Annotated in this window: 23 protein-coding genes and 1 riboswitch; of the genes, 21 read left to right on the forward strand and 2 right to left on the reverse strand. The window is 47.1% G+C overall.

Annotation, left to right across the window (positions count from 1 at the left end):
• Positions 1-11 precede the first annotated feature (11 nt).
• Positions 12-767: an RNA polymerase sporulation sigma factor SigF gene (gene sigF, locus CHI14_RS19500; protein ID WP_095290500.1), complete on the forward strand. Its 756-nt coding sequence runs from the start codon at positions 12-14 to the stop codon at positions 765-767.
• 74 nt (positions 768-841) lie between these two features.
• On the opposite strand, the gene CHI14_RS19505 is transcribed toward sigF, so the two are convergent.
• The gene (locus CHI14_RS19505; RefSeq protein WP_095290502.1) at positions 842-1,789 is read right to left on the reverse strand and encodes a DMT family transporter; all 948 of its coding nucleotides are present in this window, start codon (positions 1,787-1,789) and stop codon (positions 842-844) included.
• Between the two features lie 108 nt (positions 1,790-1,897).
• On the opposite strand from CHI14_RS19505, the gene CHI14_RS19510 reads away from it, so the two are divergent.
• The gene (locus CHI14_RS19510) at positions 1,898-2,809 is read left to right on the forward strand and encodes a helix-turn-helix transcriptional regulator (protein WP_095290504.1); all 912 of its coding nucleotides are present in this window, start codon (positions 1,898-1,900) and stop codon (positions 2,807-2,809) included.
• Between the two features lie 107 nt (positions 2,810-2,916).
• Here the strand turns inward: CHI14_RS19510 and CHI14_RS30120 are convergent, their stop codons facing one another.
• Complete coding sequence (locus CHI14_RS30120; RefSeq protein ID WP_212677011.1) at positions 2,917-3,105, reverse strand: hypothetical protein; 189 nt, start codon at positions 3,103-3,105, stop codon at positions 2,917-2,919.
• Between the two features lie 68 nt (positions 3,106-3,173).
• Between CHI14_RS30120 and CHI14_RS19515 the strand changes: the two genes are divergently transcribed.
• From CHI14_RS19515 to CHI14_RS19605, 19 genes are all read left to right on the forward strand, one after another.
• On the forward strand, positions 3,174-3,830 hold the full coding sequence (locus tag CHI14_RS19515) for a stage V sporulation protein AA (RefSeq protein WP_095290506.1): 657 nt from the start codon (positions 3,174-3,176) through the stop codon (positions 3,828-3,830).
• Positions 3,811-4,239 (forward strand): stage V sporulation protein AB, encoded by a 429-nt coding sequence (locus CHI14_RS19520; RefSeq protein WP_170948190.1) that lies wholly within the window; start codon positions 3,811-3,813, stop codon positions 4,237-4,239. Before CHI14_RS19515 ends, CHI14_RS19520 begins: the two co-directional genes overlap by 20 nt.
• A gap of 86 nt (positions 4,240-4,325) precedes the next feature.
• A complete protein-coding gene (locus CHI14_RS19525; RefSeq protein WP_095290560.1) occupies positions 4,326-5,933 on the forward strand; it encodes a spore germination protein in 1,608 nt (535 codons plus the stop codon).
• A 107-nt stretch (positions 5,934-6,040) separates the two neighbouring features.
• The gene (gene lysA / locus CHI14_RS19530) at positions 6,041-7,372 is read left to right on the forward strand and encodes a diaminopimelate decarboxylase (RefSeq protein WP_095290509.1); all 1,332 of its coding nucleotides are present in this window, start codon (positions 6,041-6,043) and stop codon (positions 7,370-7,372) included.
• A 213-nt stretch (positions 7,373-7,585) separates the two neighbouring features.
• Entirely contained in the window at positions 7,586-8,017 is a 432-nt protein-coding gene (locus CHI14_RS19535) for a peptidylprolyl isomerase (RefSeq protein WP_095290511.1), read from the forward strand.
• 156 nt (positions 8,018-8,173) lie between these two features.
• Positions 8,174-8,338, forward strand: a riboswitch (FMN riboswitch).
• Positions 8,339-8,693: 355 nt separating this feature from the next.
• Positions 8,694-9,797 carry a bifunctional diaminohydroxyphosphoribosylaminopyrimidine deaminase/5-amino-6-(5-phosphoribosylamino)uracil reductase RibD gene (gene ribD / locus CHI14_RS19540; RefSeq protein WP_170948191.1) on the forward strand — a complete coding sequence of 368 codons (1,104 nt, stop codon included), beginning with the start codon at positions 8,694-8,696 and terminating at the stop codon, positions 9,795-9,797.
• A 46-nt stretch (positions 9,798-9,843) separates the two neighbouring features.
• On the forward strand, positions 9,844-10,512 hold the full coding sequence (ribE, locus tag CHI14_RS19545; protein ID WP_095290513.1) for a riboflavin synthase: 669 nt from the start codon (positions 9,844-9,846) through the stop codon (positions 10,510-10,512).
• Positions 10,513-10,551: 39 nt separating this feature from the next.
• Entirely contained in the window at positions 10,552-11,790 is a 1,239-nt protein-coding gene (locus CHI14_RS19550) for a bifunctional 3,4-dihydroxy-2-butanone-4-phosphate synthase/GTP cyclohydrolase II (protein ID WP_095290514.1), read from the forward strand.
• 86 nt (positions 11,791-11,876) lie between these two features.
• Entirely contained in the window at positions 11,877-12,344 is a 468-nt protein-coding gene (gene ribH, locus CHI14_RS19555) for a 6,7-dimethyl-8-ribityllumazine synthase (protein WP_095290516.1), read from the forward strand.
• 102 nt (positions 12,345-12,446) lie between these two features.
• On the forward strand, positions 12,447-13,247 hold the full coding sequence (locus CHI14_RS19560) for a segregation and condensation protein A (RefSeq protein WP_095290518.1): 801 nt from the start codon (positions 12,447-12,449) through the stop codon (positions 13,245-13,247).
• Complete coding sequence (gene scpB, locus CHI14_RS19565) at positions 13,216-13,881, forward strand: SMC-Scp complex subunit ScpB (RefSeq protein WP_249281169.1); 666 nt, start codon at positions 13,216-13,218, stop codon at positions 13,879-13,881. Before CHI14_RS19560 ends, scpB begins: the two co-directional genes overlap by 32 nt.
• A 193-nt stretch (positions 13,882-14,074) precedes the next feature.
• The gene (locus CHI14_RS19570; protein WP_095290520.1) at positions 14,075-14,794 is read left to right on the forward strand and encodes a DUF2953 domain-containing protein; all 720 of its coding nucleotides are present in this window, start codon (positions 14,075-14,077) and stop codon (positions 14,792-14,794) included.
• Between the two features lie 185 nt (positions 14,795-14,979).
• Entirely contained in the window at positions 14,980-15,465 is a 486-nt protein-coding gene (gene ytfJ / locus CHI14_RS19575) for a GerW family sporulation protein (RefSeq protein ID WP_095290522.1), read from the forward strand.
• A 131-nt stretch (positions 15,466-15,596) separates the two neighbouring features.
• Complete coding sequence (locus CHI14_RS19580) at positions 15,597-16,784, forward strand: D-alanyl-D-alanine carboxypeptidase family protein (protein ID WP_095290523.1); 1,188 nt, start codon at positions 15,597-15,599, stop codon at positions 16,782-16,784.
• A 96-nt stretch (positions 16,785-16,880) separates the two neighbouring features.
• Positions 16,881-17,486: a nucleoside recognition domain-containing protein gene (locus CHI14_RS19585; protein ID WP_371859959.1), complete on the forward strand. Its 606-nt coding sequence runs from the start codon at positions 16,881-16,883 to the stop codon at positions 17,484-17,486.
• A 7-nt stretch (positions 17,487-17,493) separates the two neighbouring features.
• Positions 17,494-18,027, forward strand: a complete 534-nt coding sequence (locus tag CHI14_RS19590) for a spore maturation protein (RefSeq protein WP_095290528.1) — start codon at positions 17,494-17,496, stop codon at positions 18,025-18,027.
• Between the two features lie 66 nt (positions 18,028-18,093).
• Positions 18,094-18,912, forward strand: a complete 819-nt coding sequence (locus CHI14_RS19595; RefSeq protein WP_095290529.1) for a S1 family peptidase — start codon at positions 18,094-18,096, stop codon at positions 18,910-18,912.
• A gap of 228 nt (positions 18,913-19,140) precedes the next feature.
• Positions 19,141-19,890 (forward strand): pseudouridine synthase, encoded by a 750-nt coding sequence (locus tag CHI14_RS19600; RefSeq protein WP_095290531.1) that lies wholly within the window; start codon positions 19,141-19,143, stop codon positions 19,888-19,890.
• A gap of 132 nt (positions 19,891-20,022) precedes the next feature.
• Complete coding sequence (locus CHI14_RS19605) at positions 20,023-20,550, forward strand: redoxin domain-containing protein (protein ID WP_095290532.1); 528 nt, start codon at positions 20,023-20,025, stop codon at positions 20,548-20,550.
• The last annotated feature ends 13 nt before the right edge of the window (positions 20,551-20,563 follow it).

The raw sequence follows: 20,563 nt of genomic DNA on the forward strand, positions 1-20,563 counted from the left end.
GGGTTGGTCTAATGGATGCTGAAGTGAAACAGTCTTCACAGACCTATTTGGACGATGCCGAGGTCAAACGGCTGATTGCGCTCAGTCAGTCGGGTGACCATGTCGCGCGGGATACGCTGGTGAACTGCAACATCAGACTTGTCTGGTCGGTCGTCCAGCGCTTTATGAACAGGGGATATGAACCGGAGGATCTGTTCCAGATTGGTTGTATTGGCCTGCTCAAGTCGGTGGACAAATTCGACCTTAGTTATGATGTGAAATTCTCAACCTATGCGGTACCGATGATCATCGGAGAGATTCAACGTTTCCTGCGGGATGACGGAACCCTCAAGGTGAGTCGTTCCCTGAAGGAAATGGCGAATAAAGTCCGCAAAAAAAGGGACGAGCTGTCCAAACACCTTGACCGTCTGCCAACGATCAAGGAAGTGGCTGAACAGTTGGGAGTGACTCCGGAGGAGGTTGTCTTCGCCCAGGAAGCGAACAAACCGCCGACGTCGATTCATGAGACCGTGTTTGAGAACGACGGGGATCCGATTACATTGATGGACCAGATTGCCGACGAATCTCAGGAACGCTGGTTTGATAAGCTGGCGCTCAATGAAGCGATCGGCGGCCTTAGTGAGCGGGAACGACTGATCGTTTATCTACGGTATTACAGGGATCAGACGCAGTCGGAGGTCGCGACTAGGCTGGGGATTTCCCAGGTTCAGGTTTCCCGGCTGGAGAAAAAGATACTTCAATCGATTCGCGATCAGATCGCGCAGTAGATGGTGGAGTACGGACTCCAAGCACGGGTGCCGAATCGCCAATATACGACAACTAACAACCTTTCATCGCGCGCCTAATGCGAGTGAGGTTGTTTGTCGTTCAACCGTTTAGATGATCCTGAGCGATTGGATTGCATGACCAGAATCAACCCGATAATACAGGCAGTACCCATCCATTGATAGAAACCAAAGGGTTCATGGAGCCATACGACGGTTGTACCAACAGCAGCCAGAGGTTCAGCACTTCCAAGCAGGCTGGTCTCCTTGGGTGTAAGGCTTTTTAAACTCGCAATGTAGAACCAAAAAGCAAGCATCGTTCCAAAGATAATCGTAAATATCAAATACCCGTAGATTTCAGTCGAGATGCTGGCAAAGTCGGCTTTCCATGGCGGATGAATCAAACTAAGGCTCAGACCACCAATAATCATGGTCCAGCCAACGATAACAAGTGAGTCGAATTTCTTAATCAGCTGTACAGCATAAAGTGTATAGAATGCAGCAGCTACCCCGGACAATAACCCCCAGATCACCGCAAGCCAGGAGACAGATAACTGTGTAACCGAGCCATTCGTCAGCAGTAGAAAACAGCCCAAAAGTGCGAGGATGCCGCATGCAAGGTCCTTGCGCGTGAGTGCAGACTGCTTCCGTAGTGCGATGTAAATCATGATCATGATGGGGGAAAGATACTGAAGGAGAGTGGCAACCGCGGAGTTACCGTGTTTAATGGAAGCCATATACGTATACTGTACGGCTAGCATACCTGCTAATCCAAATAGGATCAGTTGTATAGCTGTCTTCTTATGTCTCCATACATCAATAATCTGAGATCTACCGTGTGTAAAAGATTGAATAACCAGAAGCAGAATACCCGCGCTCAGCAATCGAACGGTTACATACCAATTGACTTCAATACCATCCAGTTGAAATAGTTTTTGAGATACGGTTCCTCCGATCCCCCAGCATAGGGCTCCTGTTAGAACGAGCAGGATACCCGATAGCTTGGTACTTGCAGATGTTGTCATTCTTGATCGCCTCACCTTAAATATAAGAATAGTGCTATATTAAGGATAAATACGATATATTAATATCAAAATTGCACGTAAAAATATAAATATATTGAGATGAGGCTTATGCAAAAGACTGAATTTAGTATTGATCAAAATTTGAAGGAAATGACGAAGCATCGGACCGATACTTTATCCGTTGCCTGTTATGAAACAACCATTGTGCATAATGTACATGGACACATCCCCCTGCACTGGCATGATGAATTGCAATTTGTTGCGGTACTCCAGGGTACAGCGTTGTTCCATATCAATGACCAGAGAATTAGTGTACCCACAGGTGATGGCATTTTTATAAACAGTGGGGCCATGCATATGGCCGAAGATCATGGAGGGAACCATAACTGCATCTATCTATGTCTGAATGTGACGCCCCAACTTGCTGCACCTTCAGATCTGTACGTAAAATATGTGCACCCTTATATAACGGCTACCAATTTGCCTTTTCTCTATATCAATGGGGGCATTGCCTGGGGAGCACAGATTTTGGATGGCATCAGGCTAATTAGAACGGAGCTTGTGAGTCAAGCGCCCTATTACGAATTGAAAGTTGCTTCAACGCTGCTGGATATATGGACTCTTCTCATTAAGAACGGATATGCGTTGGAGCATGATGCATCCGAAATGACCAGGAGCAGAAGAATGAAGGATATGCTGCAGTGGATTCATCTGAACTATGCCGATCCGGTCAGGTTGGAGGATATTGCAAGGATGGGACAGTTAAGCCGAGCGGAGACATGTCGCTATTTTAAGCAAATCCTGCGAACTACACCCATGCAGTATGTTTTGGATTACCGGATCCAGAAAAGCATTGAACTTCTGCGGCTCTCCGACCGCAGCATCACCGAAATCGCGTATGAGGTCGGCTTTAACAGCACGAGCTACTACATTAACCAGTTTCGGAAAAGCATGAAAAAGACGCCTTTACGATTCAGAAGAGAGCTCACCGAGAAGAAACGAGAGGAACGAAACGATTAACCTTTTTTCTGCCAGGTTATCCAGTCTAGTCGCCACATGGCGGCTTTTTTTGTTGTGGAATAGGATAGCTTTAAAACGGTTTTCCTCTCGACTACCTACCCTGCAGCTTATTTTTTCAGTCTTTTGGAAAGCGGGGATACGTGCAGCGGAGGGATGGAATCGGTCAAGGGAGCGAAGCGCTCGCCTTTAGCACCGGATTTCCTCCTTGAAAAGGAGTGATCAAGAAATCCGGGGATAACAGCGGCCAGTGACCGATCCATCTCGGAGCGTCTGTAGGTTACCGAACCTTTTTCCAACCGGAATGTAATAAATTTGCACATTCTTCAAATACTAACCTAAATTACGCAGTAAAGGAGTGTTTCGGATGTCTCTGACACCCACTCCAACGGTCTACATTCGTCTGCGCAGCCGTATCCGCATCCAGAGGGGAAGAAGCGTCAAGCTTGGTGATATCGCTCATGTGTTAACCTCTCCGGAGGATGGGGAACGAAGGCTGCTTGAGCTTGAACTGCTGCGCCCGGGACCGGAGGACGGCAATCTGATCCTGATTGACATTTTGCAGATCATTCCTCAGATACGGCGCATGCTACCGGAAGTTACCGTCGAACTCATTGGTTCGGGGCATACGCTGGTCGAGGTCGTTGCTGGAACGGGCAAACCTTCCAAATCCCTCTTCATCCTGGTCTGGCTGCTGTTGTTCTTTGGATCGGCACTGACCATCATGAATTTCCATGCAGATGTGAACATGCAGGAAGTTCAGATTCGAATCGTGGAAATGATAACGGGTCGCCGGGACGAGCATCCTTATCTGTTTCAGGTGGCATACTCCATCGGAATCGGGTTTGGTATGGCTGTTTTCTTTAATCATTTATTCAAGAAAAAGTGGAATGAAGAACCTACTCCGCTTGAAGTGGAAATGTTTTTATATCAGCAAAATGTAGACAAGTTTGTCGTCATTGAAGAAACCGAACGAATGCATGAGCAGGAACGCGGGGAGATGAATGCCGATGAGCGTTCTTAATGGAGCGATCAGTATCGTACTTGGGATTGCGGGAGGAGTTGCCGTAGGAAGTGGCGTGATCGCCCTCATTCTCGTGCTTGATATGATTCCCAGATTGGCACAGCTGACCCGTTCTTATGACAAAACGCATTGGTATGAAGGAGCATTGATCGGAGGGTCGCTCGTCGGAACCATCGCTGATTTCTGGCATTGGAAGGTACATGGAGTACTGATCCTGAGTCCGATTATTGGGTGCTTTTGCGGTGTGTTTATCGGCCTGCTTGCCGCGGCACTGACCGAGGTATTGAATGTGCTGCCAGTACTTGCTAAACGTCTGGGCATGAAATCGTATTTGTTTGGACTGCTGCTGGCCATGATTTTGGGCAAAATGACAGGTTCCTTATTTGACTTTTTTGTATATCAGCGTTAGGTCAAGGAATCGAAGGAGGAAAGAAAATGGATGTGAGATCTGACAATACTGGACAGGGTACAGGTGAGGGAGTACCCGAAGAGCTGATGCACAAGACGCCTTATGAAATTCAAAAGGAAGAGGAGCGCAGGGCGTACGAAAAAAAGAAGCAGGATGAGATGTCCGATAGTGTTGAAGAATCGGTACAGTACTGGCAGGACAGGGATGATATCTCCGCTCGCATGAGTGAGAACAAGTATACATTGAAGCAGGTTTTGGGTCTCGGGGAGTCCTTTGATGTCAATATGAGAGAGATGGTCCTGGGAGGCAAAAATGTTGGATTATTGATGCTGACGGGATTTGCAAAAGACCAAATTTTGCTGGAAGTGTTGAAAAGACTGACCTATCTTACCCCTGATCAAATATCAGGCCATGCGCTTAAGTCGTATTTCGATTGCTACATTCCACATATCCAGGTAGAGAAAGTCGATAAAATGAGTGCTGTCATCAACAAGGTTCTCACGGGCATGAGTGCTTTGTTTGTTGAAGGAGATCGCTCTGTATTAGTAATGGATACACGGAGTTATCCGGTACGATCACCCGAAGAACCTTCTCTCGAACGCGTTGTCCGGGGGTCAAGGGATGGCTTTACCGAAACACTTCTGACCAACGTGACATTGGTGAGACGGAGGATTCGCGACCCTGGATTGAAGTTCGAGATCATGCAGGTGGGCCGTAGAACACAAACCGATGTTTGTGTCGTGTACATCGATGATATCGTCGATAAAGTTCAGGTGGATTCGGTCCGCGAAAAAATTAAACGGGTAGATATCGACGGAATTCCGGCAGCAGATAAACAGCTGGAGGAAGCGATTATCAATAAGGGATGGAACCCATTCCCTTTGGTTCGCTACTCGGAAAGGCCCGATGTTACAGCATCTCACCTGCTTGAAGGCAGAGTCGTCATATTTGTTGATACCTCGCCAAGTGTAATGATTTTGCCTACAACCTTCTTCGATCTGTGTGAGCATGCAGAAGAGAACAGACAGACTGCGTTTATGGGGACTTATTTGCGTTGGGTCCGCTTTGCCGGCATTTTAATCTCGTTGTTTTTGCTGCCGCTATGGATGCTGATGGTCATTGATCCTGCGCTCAAACCGATGGGGCTCGAGTTTATAGGTCCCCAAGAGAATGTGAAGCTCCCCATTATTTTGCAGTTCCTTCTGATTGAACTTGGGGTCGATTTGTTACGTATGGCGGCAGTCCATACCCCTACACCTCTTGCATCGGCAATGGGCTTGATTGCAGCAATATTGGTCGGGGATATCGCTGTAAAAACAGGATATTTTGTCAATGAAGTCGTTCTGTACATGGCCATTGCCGCCATTGGTATGTTTGCCACACCAAGCTATGAGCTTGGGCTTGCGAATCGGCTGGTGAGGCTGTTCCTGCTGATCGCTGTTGCCATTTTCAAAGTGCCGGGGTTTGTGGTCGGTACAACATTACTAATTATAGCGCTGACCATACATCGGTCCTATAATTCCTCTTACTTATGGCCGTTTATACCGTTTAATGCAAAGGCCCTGGGGAACTTCCTGTTCCGTATGCCTCTGCTTGAAAGTAAGAAACGTCCATCATTCAACAAAACAAGAGATAACACAAAAATGTCCGACGATCCGGACGGTGAAAAGCGAAAAAGTAAAAAACACAAATGATCTGCCTAAAAATCCATTCTTCTCGCTGACGAATTTGATATACTGGTGTAAAATCATTGGAATAGAAGAAGCTGTTCCAGTATATAAAAAAGTGAGGAATGCTGATTATGTATTTACATGGTACAAGTAAAATAAATGCTCAAGGCCATCTGGAAATTGGCGGAGTAGATACAACGGACTTGAAAGAACAATTTGGAACACCACTTTATGTTGTGGACGAGCAATTGGTTCGCGATCGCTGCAGAGAATACATGGATGCATTCCGTGCTTCTGGACTGGGATTCCAGGTTGCTTATGCAAGCAAAGCATTTTGCGTTATGGCCATGTGTGCTCTCGCTGCGGAAGAAGGGCTCTCACTGGATGTGGTTTCGGACGGTGAACTGTTTACAGCACTGCAAGCAGGATTCCCTGCTGAACGCATTCATTTCCACGGCAATAACAAAACATTGGAAGAGATCGAAATGGCACTTGATGCCGAGATCGGCTGCTTCGTTGTGGATAACTTCAATGAATTGCACTTGCTGCAGGCTGTAGCCGCAGAGAAGAATCGTCAAGTAAACATCCTGCTTCGTGTGACGCCTGGTGTTGAAGCGCATACGCATGAATATATCTCCACAGGTCAAACAGATTCGAAATTTGGATTCGATATCGGTAACGGAACAGCATTTGAAGCGATTGAGCTGGCTTCCAAGCAGTCCAACCTCGTCTTGCTGGGTGTTCACTCCCACATCGGTTCTCAAATCTTTGAGGTGGAAGGCTTCCAAATGGCGATACAGCGTGTAGCTGAATTCGCTGCAAGCGTATATGAGCGTATTAACGTAGCATTCAAAGTGGTTAACCTGGGCGGTGGATTCGGTATCCGCTATACAGAAGGGGATACTCCGCTTGAAGTCGCACAATACGTAAAAGCCATCACGGATGCTGTCAAAAATCACTTTGCCCAAATTGGATATGACGTTCCGGAAATCTGGGTTGAACCAGGCCGCAGTATCGTTGGTGAAGCAGGTACAACGCTGTATACCGTTGGTACGAGCAAAGACATCCCTGGTGTGCGCAAATATGTCGCAGTGGATGGCGGCATGACGGACAACCCGCGTCCGGCACTGTATGAATCCAAATATGAAGCTGTACTTGCCAACCGTGCAAATGAGTCTGCTCAGGAGACCGTATCGATTGCCGGCAAATGCTGCGAGAGCGGCGACATGTTGATCTGGGATCTGGACCTGCCTAAAGTTCAGAGCGGTGATCTGCTTGCAGTTGCCTGCACAGGTGCATATAACTACTCCATGGCAAGCAACTATAACCGGATTCGCCGTCCGGCAGTCGTGTTTGTCAAAGACGGCCAAGGTGATGTGGTTGTACGTCGTGAAACGTACCAGGACATCATTCAGAATGACCTCGTGCCTGAGCGTATTACTAAACAGCCTGTAACCCGTTAATGTTAAGAATTACTAAATAGTAAAAAGACAAAAAGGAACATTCCTTTTTGTCTTTTTTTTGCCTTTTGGCCCAACATTTTCGAAAAAAATTGCGGTTTATTTTGCGGTTGGACTCATTTCGGTGTACACTAAGAAAAGTGCTATAGAGCTTGGCCCAGGGTCATGACATGATGGCACATTAACGATGGTCAATACGAAAGGAGTCATTTACATATGGCGAAACAAGCGAAAATCAAAATGGCAAACGGCGGAGAAGTTCTAATCGACCTGTTCGATCAAGAAGCTCCAAACACAGTGGCAAACTTTGAGAAACTGGCTAACTCCGGCTTCTACAACGGTCTTGTATTCCACCGCGTAATTCCAGGCTTCGTCGCACAAGGCGGATGCCCTAACGGAACGGGTGCAGGTGGCCCAGGATACACAATCAACTGTGAGATCAACCCGAACAAACATGAGCGCGGAACACTTGCAATGGCACACGCAGGCCGTAACACAGGTGGAAGCCAGTTCTACATCTGCTACCAGCCACAGCCGCATTTGGATGGACAGCATACCGTATTTGGTAAAGTAACCAAAGGTATGGAGTTCGTAGATGCTTTCGAAGGTCGCGACAAAATGGAAACTGTTGAAGTCGTAGAAGTTTAATCGATATCCTAATCGATAAAAATGGCCGTTTCGTTGATAAGACGAAGCGGTCTTTTTTATGTCCTTTTGCTTATTAAAAGTTAGTATGTGACAAAAAGGAACAAAAAACAATTGATTTTTCGGCGTTAAAGTGCTAACATCCAATTAATAACGAAAGCGATCCTTCAGGGCAGGGTGCAATTCCCTACCGGCGGTGATGCACCTGTGTGAGGATATCTATCCAGCACTGTTGCAAAGTCCGTGACCTGTCTGCCTGTGGCAGATGGCTGATCTGGTGCAATTCCAGAACCGACAGTATAGTCTGGATGGGAGAAGGAGAGGGTGCAGCCCTAATTGGACTGCATTCCGCAGATGCGTTGCTGTACAGAAGAGGTTTTATTTTCTGTGCAGGGAATGTCGGTTATCCGGCTGTTTCCATACTTATGCCACATCATTGAAGCTCTTTACCTGTAATTGTGTTCTTTAGGTATGTGTTTGCTTTCACTTGCCTGAAATGGAATTATAGCGGAGTGCTGTTGGCAATCGTATTAACGACATCCTGCTGGTGACACATGTCTCTCATCATCCCTACCCGAACGATTGTTCGAGTGGGGATTTTTTATTTGATATGGTATAACCGCCTCTCTGCTCGATGGGAGGCCTATAATTTAAGATTCTAACCGTGGGGTGACCGGACTTGGAAATGATCAATGATGAATTTTATATGGGGCTTGCGTTGGATATGGCAGAACGTGCACAGGGGCAAACGGGGATTAACCCTGTCGTCGGATGTGTTGTTGTAAAAGAAGGCCGGGTCGTAGGTCTGGGAAGTCATCTCAAGCGGGGTACGGGCCATGCGGAGGTACACGCATTGAATATGGCAGGCAGCGATGCTGAGGGCAGTACAGTCTATGTTACGCTGGAGCCTTGCAGCCACTATGGCAAGACGCCGCCTTGCAGCGAAAGTTTGATTCACGAGAAAGTGAAGCGTGTCGTGGTGTGTTGTGAGGATCCAAATCCGCAGGTATCCGGCAGAGGAATCAGCATGCTGCGTCAACAAGGCATTGAGGTTGAGGTTGGCATTCTGCGTGACCGCGGAAGACGTCTGAATGAAAAATTCATTAAGTACATTACCACCGGTTTGCCGTTTGTCACCTTAAAAACGGCATCCACACTGGATGGCAAAATTGCAACCCGCAGTGGAGACAGCAAATGGATCTCCAACGAACCCGCACGGGAAATCGTACATGCACTCCGCCATCGTCATCAGGGTATCATGGTTGGTGTGGATACGGTTATCGCAGACAATCCGGAGCTGACCACCCGCCTCCAAGTGGAAGGGATCAGTCCTGTGCGAATTGTTGTCGATTCGAAGCTGCGTCTCCCGGTTGGAGCCAAGATGGTCAAGGATGGACTGGCACCGACATGGGTACTTACAACCGATGAGGCGAGCCCTGAGGCGGCCGAACGTCTGGAAGCCTACGGTGTAGAAATTATCCGCTGTGGTCCTGGACCACGTGTGGATCTGCTGAGTGCGCTTAGCAAGCTGGGAGAACGGGAAATCGGCTCCATCCTGCTTGAAGGCGGAGGCACGTTGAATGGTGCCATGCTGGAAGCCAAATTGGTCGATCGGCTGTTGATGTTTATCGCTCCAAAGATTGTGGGCGGATACGATACACCGGGAAGCTTCCGATTTGAAGGGGTGGAGCGCATGAGTCAGGCCATTCAATTGAATCAGCTGGAAATTGAGCAAGTTGGAGATAATATCAGTATTGGCGGAATTCCTGTTTGGCCTGAATAACGGAGCGAATGAGCAAGGCAAGATATAAGCATAAGGAGGCGGCAGCATGTTTACCGGTTTGGTGGAAGAGGTCGGTCAGATTCGGCGTATCGGTCGAAAAGGCGAAGCATTGGTCCTGAATATCGGAGCTTCCGCCATCATGGACGATCTGAAGATTGGTGACAGTGTATCTGTAAACGGAGTATGTCTTACAGCAACGACCCTGGAAAGCGGAGGATTTACCGCAGATGTCATGCCTGAAACCTACCGTCATACCAATCTGAGTCAGCTGCAATCAGGTAGTAAAGTAAACCTGGAACGGGCGATGCAGTCGGGTGGGCGTTTTGGTGGACACATCGTACAAGGACACGTGGATGGTACGGGAGTCATTGGCGGGATCACGCGTGATCAGAATGCGGTTGTTTTTGAGATCAAACCGGACGACCACGAACTGTTCAAATATTTGATTCCAAAAGGCTCGGTAACCCTCGATGGCATTAGTCTCACCGTGGTGAAGACAACAGAAGCCTCGTTTACCGTATCGATTATTCCCCATACCATTGGAGAAACGGTGCTTCAGGTGAAAAAGCCGGGGGATACCATCAACATTGAATGTGACATTTTGGGGAAATATGTGGACCATCTGCTCCATTACGGCAAAGGGCATCCCGAAACGGGTGCTGGCAAACCGAAAAGCATCAGTGAAGAGTTTTTGGCCAACCATGGCTTTGCATAAGGAACATAACCATTACAAAGAGAGACTGGAGGGGAACTTATGTCAGATCAATCCATACTAGATCCCATCGAGGAAGCGATATACGATTTGATGCGCGGCAAACCCGTCATTGTTGTGGATGATGAGGATCGGGAGAATGAAGGGGACTTTATCGCGCTGGCAGAGAAGGCTACACCTGAAGTGATCAACTTCATGATTACCGAGGGCAGAGGCCTGGTCTGTGTTCCCATTACACAGCAGCGTGCGGATGAGCTCAATCTGAAACCGATGGTTCAGCAAAATACGGACTTCCATGGAACGGCATTTACGGTGTCCGTGGATCACAAGGATACAACAACAGGCATATCTGCACATGAACGATCCATTACGGTGAAGGGTCTAATTGATCCGGAAGCCAAAAGCAGTGATTTCCGCAAGCCGGGGCATATGTTCCCGCTCATTGCCAAAGACGGAGGAGTGCTCCGCCGTGCCGGTCACACGGAAGCTGCTGTTGATCTGGCGATCATGTGCGGTTCCTATCCGGCTGGTGTGATCTGTGAGGTCATCAAGGAAGATGGCACGATGGCGAGACTGCCTGATCTGCAGGAGATTGCCCGCAAGCATGACCTGAAACTGATTAGTATTCAGGACATGATTCGTTACCGTAATGAGAAGGAACAGCTGGTTCAACGTGAAGTGGCTGTCCGCATGCCTACGGATTTTGGGGAGTTTCAAGCAGTGGCCTATACGAATGCAGTGGACAACAAAGAGCATGTCGCATTGGTCAAAGGTGAAATCGACTCTTCCAAGCCCATATTGGTTCGTGTTCACTCCGAATGTCTTACAGGCGACGTATTCCACTCCCATCGCTGTGACTGTGGACCGCAATTCGATGCAGCCCTCAAACAGATTAATGATGAAGGCAATGGCGTTCTGCTCTATATGAGGCAGGAAGGCCGGGGCATTGGACTGATTAACAAACTCAAAGCCTATAAGCTGCAGGAGGAAGGTCTGGACACCGTAGATGCCAACCTGAAACTGGGGTTTGCTGCTGATCTGCGTGATTACGGTATTGGCGCACAGATTCTGAAAGATCTCGGCGTTCGCCAAATTCGTCTGTTAACCAATAATCCCCGCAAAATCAAAGGCCTTGAAGGTTATGGTCTTGAAGTGGTGGAGCGTGTTCCCATCCAGATGGAAGAGAACGAGGATAATACGCTTTACCTGCATACCAAGCAGGCGAAGCTTGGGCATATGTTGAAGTTCGATGATATCGAACAGAACGAAGAGAAAAACTAATTTTTCTGTTCATGTAATTTATGGAAATATGAATGCTCGTAAATCGGTTAATTACATTACATTATACATTAGAGGAGATGACTTAAATGCCAAACTTTTTTGAAGGACATTTGGTATCGGAAGGTTTAAAATATGGAGTGGTTGTCGGACGTTTTAACGAATTTATCACAAGCAAATTGCTCAGCGGAGCACTCGATGCGTTCAAACGTCATGGGGTGCAGGACAGTGAAGTTGACGTAGCCTGGGTTCCAGGAGCATTCGAAATCCCGCTGATTGCACAGAAAATGGCGGAGAGCGGCAAATATGACGCTGTCATTACACTGGGAACCGTTATTCGTGGCTCAACGACACATTATGATTATGTGTGCAACGAAATGGCAAAAGGAGTGGCGGCTATTAACCTCAAAACCGGCGTGCCAACGATCTTTGGTCTGGTTACAACAGAGAATATTGAACAGGCGATTGAACGCGCTGGTACGAAGGCTGGTAACAAAGGTTGGGATGCTGCCACGGCTGCAATTGAAATGGCGAACTTGACGAAACAGCTAAAATAGTGCTTATTTAATGTAGTGCCCTGCTCTGCGCAGACGAATTCGGGAAATCGGATTCGGCGGCTTAGCGGGGTTTTGTATTTTTCTGGCGGGAGGATTCGTCTAGTGACGGTAGTTACATATAAACTGGAAACTTTTGAAGGGCCTTTGGATCTGCTGCTTCATCTGATCGATAAGGCAGAAATTCATATCCAGGATATTCCCATCAGCGATATTACCGATCAATACATGGCGTATCTGCATTCGATGCAGGAATTGGAGCTGGATATTACGAGCGAGTTTTTGGTAATGGCAGCAACGCTTCTGTCCATCAAGAGCAAACTTTTACTGCCCAAACCACCGGTGATTGAAGACTTTGAGGATTATGATTATATGGAAGAAGAAGATTATGATCCACGTGCGGAGCTGATTGCACGTCTGATAGAATATCGCAAATACAAAGGAATAGCCCGTCATCTGCATGAGCGGGAATGGGAACGGAGCCTTATATTCTCCAAAGAGCCAGAGGACCTGAGGCCTTATATGCCTGTGGAGACCCAATCAAATCCGGTAGAGGGTTTGCATACTTCGGATCTGATTGCTGCTTTTCAGAAGGCACTGCGTAAGGCAGAGAAGCGTACAACGGTTACACGAATTCAGCGCGATGAGATCTCGGTGAAGGATCGTATACGTGATGTCGTTGGAGCTCTGGAGAGTATGGGACCGGGAGGAAGGCTGTTATTTTCCAAACTGCTGGATGATCAGATTTACCGGCATGAAATTGTAGTCACTTTTTTGGCCGTACTGGAACTGATGAAGATGAAACAAATTGTCTGTTATCAGGAGCGGATGTTTGAGGATATCGTTATGGAGTGGAGAGGGGAAGCTAGGAATCATGGATTTTCCGAAATTGAAGTCGATTATTGAGGGGCTGCTCTTTTTGTCCGGAGAGGAAGGTCTAAGCATCAAACAAATTGCCGAGATCGTGGATCAGCGGGTAGAACTGGTATCAGATGCCGTAGAGGAGATGATCGCTGACTTCATGAACCAGGGACGAGGCGTTCAAATTCTCAAAATTGCGGGAGTGGTCCAGTTGGGAACGCTGCCGGAGCATGCTGCGTATTTTGAAAAGCTAGCTTATTCTCCTGCACGGACCTCGTTATCTCAGGCTGCACTTGAAACACTCGCCATTGTGGCTTATCGTCAGCCCATTACACGGGTCGAGATCGAAGAGATTCGCGGTGTGAAATCCGAACGGGCCATCCATACACTGGTCAATAAGGATTTGATCCAAGAAGTAGGACGAGCAGAGGCGATTGGACGACCTATATTGTACGGAACAACCAAATCGTTTCTCGACTATTTTGGACTTGCTTCACTTAAAGACCTTCCGGAACCGGGCTTGTTTGAAGATTCTGAGAATCTGGAAGAAGAGACACAGATGCTGTTCAACAAGCTGGATGGACAACAGGTGGACTTGGGAAGCACGGACCAGAATGATTTTGATAACGAAAATACGGATAACAATCATGCGGTTCATGAAGAGGATCTGGACTCGTAAGGTCGAATCGTCCATATGAAACAGTAATAAACCGGTACCTGATAAGGTGGCGGTTTTTTTGCATGCCAAGGGACCTCAGCAAACGTGGAGATTTCGAATTCTTAAATGGAATTTTCAGGTCAGCCGTGAATTATTTCCTATATAGAGTGCCATACTAGACGTGTAAAGAATTGAGGGCTTGGAGGTAAGGCCTGTGTGGATTTGGCTTGGAGGAATCGGCTTGTTCGCCGCACTGCTGTTTGCCGCTGTTCTCATCTCGAATGTTCATGTGCATGTTACGTTCCGTAAACATAAAAGCGATGATTACGCTCGGATCAACGTTCGTCTCCTCTACGGTATTGTACGAATTAACTATGAAATACCAAGTATCGTCTTTCGTAACATGAAAGAGGGTTTTTTGGTGAAAACCGAACAGAATGTGAATCATACGCATGGAAAAGCAGAGGGGAACGAGCGGATTAACAAACGCAAAGTCAAAAAGTGGGCAAAAGAAGTAAAGATCATGATGAGGGCTACGGATGCGCTCAAAATATGGGTCAGGGAAACATTAAGCCATGTACAAATCACCAAGCTCTCCTGGTCTACCCGAATAGGTATTGGTGATGCAGCTTATACAGCTATTCTCACAGGCTGGGTTTGGAGCATCAAATCAATTATTGTCGGCTTTCTGTCGTATCAAATCCGTTTTAAGCGTACGCCCATGCTTGAAGTGGTTCCTGTTTGGGATGATGAAATGGAATTTCAAACGGAGCTGGATTGCAGAATGAAAATTCGTATTACGGCGGTTATACTTGCTGGAGTGAGGCTAATGACCCGGGTTTTGGAAGTGGATGGCGGATGGCGGATGTGGCTGAAAATAGTACGGGAACAACGGCGCAGACACAAGCAAAAATTGAAGGAACAACAAGGCTAATTGGGATAAGTGCATTCGTTACTGTATTTCGGTTGCAATGGGTTCTGAAGTCGCGAAGTGTCCCCAAGGAATGTTGGGTGCTGTTTCCTTGCTTGTTCTGCACGGAGACTTACATAGTCTGTTCAGGTTTGGGGATGATATGGTTAGATCAAACCTAGTTCAAATTGAAACTGGAGGGAATTCAAATGTCAGATCATCCAATTCAAGGCTTAATGGAAACCGCAATGGAGAATATCAAGGCCATGGTGGATGTTAATACCATTGTTGGCGATGCGGTAGAAACACCAGACGGCACGGTTATTCTGCCGATCAGTAAAGTCGGTTTTGGATTCGCCGCTGGAGGCAGCGATTTTCATGTGAGTGATGGAAAGAGCAAAGAAGGCAGCTCTGTTCCTGGTGCAAAGACTGAAAGTGCTCATTCAGCCAACGTTGCTTCACCATTCGGTGGAGGTAGTGGCGGTGGCGTATCCATCCGTCCGATTGCCTTCCTTGTTGTTGGAAAACAAGGCGTGCACATCGTGCCACTGGACAACTCCACTCATCTGTTTGAGAAACTCATTGATTCTACACCTTATGTTCTTGACAGAATACAGGGGATGTTCCAGCGTAATAATTCGCAGAATGATGACTCTGGCGTACGCGTTACACCGGATCATACCACTTACAGCTAAGCCGTTTTATCCGGATCCCTTATCACAGATTTTTGTGAGAGGGATTTTTGCTGTTTGGAAAGATGGGACATACTTTAGGTTGTCCGAACATAAGTTAGTACAAGATTCCAGTGACCCGGAGGAATGAATTGATGCGAAAGTTTAAAAAAGTAATGATTGGTTTGCTTGTACCGTTGCTGCTTCTGCCTTTCATACAGGTTGCTGAAGCACAAGGAACGATCCCCGGCCCATCAACCCATGCGCAGAGTGCAGCTCTCATTGATGTGACTTCCGGAAGAATCCTATACAGCAAGGACGGGGATAAGGAACTGCGCATAGCCAGTTTGACCAAAATTATGACAGCCATTGTCGCCATTGAACAAGGGAAACTTGATGACAAAGTAAAAGTATCCTCAACGGCTTTTGCCAAGGAAGGGTCATCCCTTTATCTCAAATTGGGAGAAGAAATGACACTGGAAAACATGTTATACGGTTTAATGCTGAGGTCAGGTAATGATGCCGCTTCTGCTATCGCAGAGCATGTTGGGGGTTCGGAAGAAGGCTTCGTCCTATTAATGAACAAAAAGGCAGAGGAAATCGGACTTAAGCATTCGCATTTTATGAATCCACACGGTCTTGATGCAGATGGACACTATTCCACAGCCAATGACTTGGCCCGTTTAACGGCTTATGCACTGCACAATCCTGTTTTCAAACGAATCGTTGCTACCGAGGACAAATCAGCGCCTAATCCGAATGAGAGTTGGGAGTACTCCTGGCACAACAAAAATAAAATGCTGCGATTGTATGAAGGCGCTGATGGGGTGAAAACCGGATATACCAAAAAGGCGTTTAGGTGCCTGGTTAGCTCCGCAACCCGGAATGGTCAGCAGCTGGCTGCCGTCACGTTAAATGATGGAAATGATTGGAATGATCATGCGCGCATGCTTGATTTTGGATTTGAGAATTTCCCTTTGGTGGAGATTGCTCAAAAAGAGCAGCCGGTGGCTAACACGGATGTTATAACGGGGCGTGGATTTACTTATCCACTTGCGGAAAGTGAGAAGTCGGCCGTAACCAAAAAACTGGTGTTAACGACCAATCCAACAGAGACCAGAAGCGAAAAGAATGAGGAGCAGCTGGATCCATCCTTCGGCCTCGCTGGGCGCATTGATCTGGAGCTCAAAGGGGAGTTTATTGGCTCAATCCCGGTGTATCGCAAAGGCAGCTACATCCCACCTGAGTCGAAGTCAGAAGAAGCAGCTCTTGGCGAGATCGGTGAAGTTTCAACATGGGCAACCGCATGGCGCGCGGTGCTAGGTCACTTGTTATCTCCATAATCATCAGGAAGCATGAGTACGTCATTCATGTTGTACAACACGATGTACTATGCTTCCAGAGGAGGTTTTAACGTTTTGATTAACGTAATCTGGCTTATGATGATTGTTGTCGGGTTTGGCTTTGCTGCCGCGAAAGGAAATATTGAAGTTGTTACCCAGGCTGCTTTTGATGGGGCGGCAACAGGTGTAACCGTATGTTTTGGATTAATTAGTGTGCTTGTCTTCTGGATGGGGATGATGAAAATGGCAGAAGATGCGGGGTTGCTTGGCAAAATAGCCAAACTGCTGGGTCCGGTCGTTGCCTTTTTGTTTCCTGATGTGCCCCGGAATCATCCGGCTATGGGGTATATTTTGTCCAACATGAGCGCTAATCTGCTTGGTCTCGGCAATGCGGCAACGCCAATGGGAATTAAGGCCATGCAGCAACTGCAGGAGCTGAATCCCGATAAACAAACGGCTTCTCCAGCGATGTGTACATTGCTCGCACTAAATACGGCAAGTATAACCATTATCCCGACCACCCTTATCGCCATTCGTTTGAACTATCATTCAGCCAATGCAACAGAGATTGTGGGCACCACGCTGATGGCAACGATTATCGCCACACTCGCCGCGATTATGGCAGATCGCTGGTATAGGAACAGGACCTTAAACAGACCGCCACGTGTTATAAAGAGCGGTAATTCCAGCATGAAAGGATGAGTCCATCATGTTAACCTTCATCAACTGGATTTCCGTCTGGGCCATTCCGGTTATTATCGCGTTCGTTCCCTTATATGCGTTTACTAAAAAAGTTCCGGTATATGAATCCTTTGTTGATGGAGCAAAAGATGGATTTTCCACGGCGATCAGCATTATCCCGCATCTGGTGGGAATGATGGTAGCCATCAGTGTTTTCCGGGCTTCAGGCGCACTGGATTATGTTATCAGTCTGTTCGCTCCGCTAGTATCCTGGATGGGCGTTCCCGGAGAAGTACTGCCACTGGGCATATTACGTCCGTTAACCGGGACAGGTTCTCTTGCTTTTACAACGGATCTAATCAAAACATATGGCCCGGATTCCATGATCGGACGTATGGCTTCCACAATCCAAGGAAGCACAGATACAACCTTATATGTACTGACCGTATATTTTGGAGCCGTTGGCATACGAAATGGCCGATATGCTCTCAAAGTTGGGTTGTTTTCTGACCTGGTCGGCTTTATCGCCGCTCTGGCTATTTGTTTGATTGTTTTTGGTTAAAATATAACGACTCTCCTTCCGATATAATAGATATGCTAGAATGGTAGCGGAGGAGGAGAGAGACACATGCATAAAAGGATGAAACAAATGCTCCGCTTAGGTATGTCAAGCATCATTGCCGTTTCTTTGCTTGCTGGACAGACAGGCATGGCGGCTGCTCAGGCGGTCAATACGATTCATTTTACAGGTAACTTTGACAAACAACTGCGTGCACAAATGGCCGTTACCGCAGATTCATTCCCTGTGGTGAACGTTCGTCTGGTCAAGCTGGATGAGCCGGATATGGTGTATTATGACGTGGGAACTTCCATACTGATCTCCAAGGATGAAGTTCTGACCAACTACCATGTCGTTCAGGAGTTTGCCGAACTAAAGGATGGCGACGAAGGTACGTTAACCGTAGCGAGTCCAGGTCATTTGGAACGTCCTATTAAAGCAAAGATTATCAAGACAGACCCCGTCACAGATATGGCCTTGCTGAAGCTGGACAAGGACATGGATGCAGAGCCGGTTACGTTCGCAAGCGCGAGGGATAACCAGATTGTATATACGATTGGATTCCCGAAGAATCCTGCCGGTGATCTGGTACTGCTGGACGAAGAGTTTCCTTCAACCTATAATACGATTGCCAAAAGCCGGATATACAGCAGCCAAGCTTCGGATGTGCCGGGCAAAAAGGGGATTGGCAGTATTGTGAAAGCCATGGCACAAGGCAATTCCGGAGGTCCTGTTCTCGATCAGAATAATCGGGTCATTGGTATGATGACGTTTGTATATGGCGGGAAAACCTATTATATTACGTCGAAAACATTGCAATCTTTCATCAAAGAAACCACATCACCTGCCAAGAAACAGATTGCTGTCGCAGGCAAGGTAACCAGTTAACCCTTGTCGTTAACGTTAAGTGAATATACATATTCACAAAACTAAACATGCTCATCTTCGTCGTTCCTGTCATGGTGCAGGAACTATGAAGATGGGCTTTTGTAGTTAAATATGCACGAGATCGTGGCTGAAAAAGGGCATTATCGCCTGCTGTTTACATTTTCCTTGGATTATCCTTGTGATTTCCCGCCTTGATGGGTATCATTAGTGTGAGGTGACATGACAAACATGGAAAGATTACAAAAAATTATCGCACAGGCAGGTATTGCATCTCGCCGTAAGAGCGAGGAACTGATCCTGTCCGGCAAAGTGGAAGTTAACGGGGAGGTCGTAACCGAACTGGGTACAAAAGCGAACCCCGAAGAGGATATGATTACGGTTAATGGAAAACCGATTCGCAGTGAAAAGAAAGTGTACTTGATGTTGAACAAGCCCAAAGGTGTGATCACGAGTGCATCTGACCCCGAAGGACGGAAAATTGTATCCGACTATCTTAAAGGTGTCAAAGAACGTGTATATCCGGTGGGACGACTGGATTACGACACAGAGGGTCTGCTCATTTTGACCAATGATGGTGAATTCGCTCACTTGCTGACGCACCCAAAACACCATGTACCCAAAACGTACTTGGCAACGGTCAAAGGCGTTCCGCATGGTACTGCCCTGGAGAAATTAAAAACAGGCATTATGCTGGATGACGGGATGACAGCTCCGGCAGAGGTGGAGTACAAGGATGTGGACACAGCTAACAATGAAGCTGTCATTTCCATTACCATCTACGAAGGTCGTAACCGCCAGGTAAGACGTATGTTCGAGGCGATTAACCATCCGGTAACGCGCTTGAAACGGATCTCCTTTGGTGGCATTTTGCTGCAAAACCTGAAACGGGGACTGACTCGTAATTTGACCAAAGAGGAAGTCAATAACCTGATTACACTCGCAAAATCGGAACCCGCCAAAAAAATGAAAAAAAGGTAATCTGAGGACACATAATTTTCATAAAACCGCCGCAGTTTTGTGACGAAATTCGCTATAATTGTTCATAGGATGTTCACAGTTGGGAGAGAAGATGAACAATTACGAATTAGTCACTGCAAAGGGGAGCAGCACATGGGGAAATCAAGAAGAACGGTGCAAATCGTTATTTTGTTATTGATCCTGGTGTTGGGCGGATATGCGATCACCACATCGGTATCCGGCTCGAACGGCAAGCCGAAAGAAGGGGACAAGGCTCCTTCTTTTGAATTGCTGGGCCTGGATGGTCAAGTGCATACGTCTGAAGAATATGAAGGTAAGGCCATGGTGATCAATTTTTGGGGCACTTGGTGTGAGCCCTGTGTGAAAGAGATGCCGGCGCTTCAAGCTCAAGCAGACAAGTGGAAAGATCAGGGTGTTCAATTTATCGGCATTAATGCTGGAGAAGATCAGATGACCGTGGATAATTTTGTTCGTCAGGTGGGAGTCAATTTTCCGATTATGCTCGACCGGGACAAAACTTCGATTCGGGATTTCGGAATCTCACCGATGCCTACAACCTTTTTCGTATCGAATACGGGCAAAATCTCTACCATTCATATCGGCCAACTTGATTTGGATACGCTTGACGCTCAAATTTCACAACTGGCGAAGCAGCCCTGACAGGAGGTCTAGT

Origin of the sequence: Paenibacillus sp. 7516 (assembly GCF_002272715.1) — a bacterium.
GTDB lineage: Bacteria > Bacillota > Bacilli > Paenibacillales > Paenibacillaceae > Paenibacillus > Paenibacillus illinoisensis_A.

Bases quoted from the DNA above. Each gene is read 5' to 3' on its own strand.
- sigF (WP_095290500.1), top strand. From the start codon at position 12: ATGGATGCTGAAGTGAAACAGTCTTCACAGACCTATTTGGACGATGCC.
- CHI14_RS19505 (WP_095290502.1), bottom strand. From the start codon at position 1,789: ATGACAACATCTGCAAGTACCAAGCTATCGGGTATCCTGCTCGTTCTA.
- CHI14_RS19510 (WP_095290504.1), top strand. From the start codon at position 1,898: ATGCAAAAGACTGAATTTAGTATTGATCAAAATTTGAAGGAAATGACG.
- CHI14_RS19515 (WP_095290506.1), top strand. From the start codon at position 3,174: ATGTCTCTGACACCCACTCCAACGGTCTACATTCGTCTGCGCAGCCGT.
- CHI14_RS19520 (WP_170948190.1), top strand. From the start codon at position 3,811: ATGCCGATGAGCGTTCTTAATGGAGCGATCAGTATCGTACTTGGGATT.
- CHI14_RS19525 (WP_095290560.1), top strand. From the start codon at position 4,326: ATGCACAAGACGCCTTATGAAATTCAAAAGGAAGAGGAGCGCAGGGCG.
- lysA (WP_095290509.1), top strand. From the start codon at position 6,041: ATGTATTTACATGGTACAAGTAAAATAAATGCTCAAGGCCATCTGGAA.
- CHI14_RS19535 (WP_095290511.1), top strand. From the start codon at position 7,586: ATGGCGAAACAAGCGAAAATCAAAATGGCAAACGGCGGAGAAGTTCTA.
- ribE (WP_095290513.1), top strand. From the start codon at position 9,844: ATGTTTACCGGTTTGGTGGAAGAGGTCGGTCAGATTCGGCGTATCGGT.
- CHI14_RS19550 (WP_095290514.1), top strand. From the start codon at position 10,552: ATGTCAGATCAATCCATACTAGATCCCATCGAGGAAGCGATATACGAT.
- ribH (WP_095290516.1), top strand. From the start codon at position 11,877: ATGCCAAACTTTTTTGAAGGACATTTGGTATCGGAAGGTTTAAAATAT.
- scpB (WP_249281169.1), top strand. From the start codon at position 13,216: ATGGATTTTCCGAAATTGAAGTCGATTATTGAGGGGCTGCTCTTTTTG.
- ytfJ (WP_095290522.1), top strand. From the start codon at position 14,980: ATGTCAGATCATCCAATTCAAGGCTTAATGGAAACCGCAATGGAGAAT.
- CHI14_RS19580 (WP_095290523.1), top strand. From the start codon at position 15,597: ATGCGAAAGTTTAAAAAAGTAATGATTGGTTTGCTTGTACCGTTGCTG.
- CHI14_RS19585 (WP_371859959.1), top strand. From the start codon at position 16,881: ATGATGATTGTTGTCGGGTTTGGCTTTGCTGCCGCGAAAGGAAATATT.
- CHI14_RS19590 (WP_095290528.1), top strand. From the start codon at position 17,494: ATGTTAACCTTCATCAACTGGATTTCCGTCTGGGCCATTCCGGTTATT.
- CHI14_RS19595 (WP_095290529.1), top strand. From the start codon at position 18,094: ATGCATAAAAGGATGAAACAAATGCTCCGCTTAGGTATGTCAAGCATC.
- CHI14_RS19600 (WP_095290531.1), top strand. From the start codon at position 19,141: ATGGAAAGATTACAAAAAATTATCGCACAGGCAGGTATTGCATCTCGC.
- CHI14_RS19605 (WP_095290532.1), top strand. From the start codon at position 20,023: ATGGGGAAATCAAGAAGAACGGTGCAAATCGTTATTTTGTTATTGATC.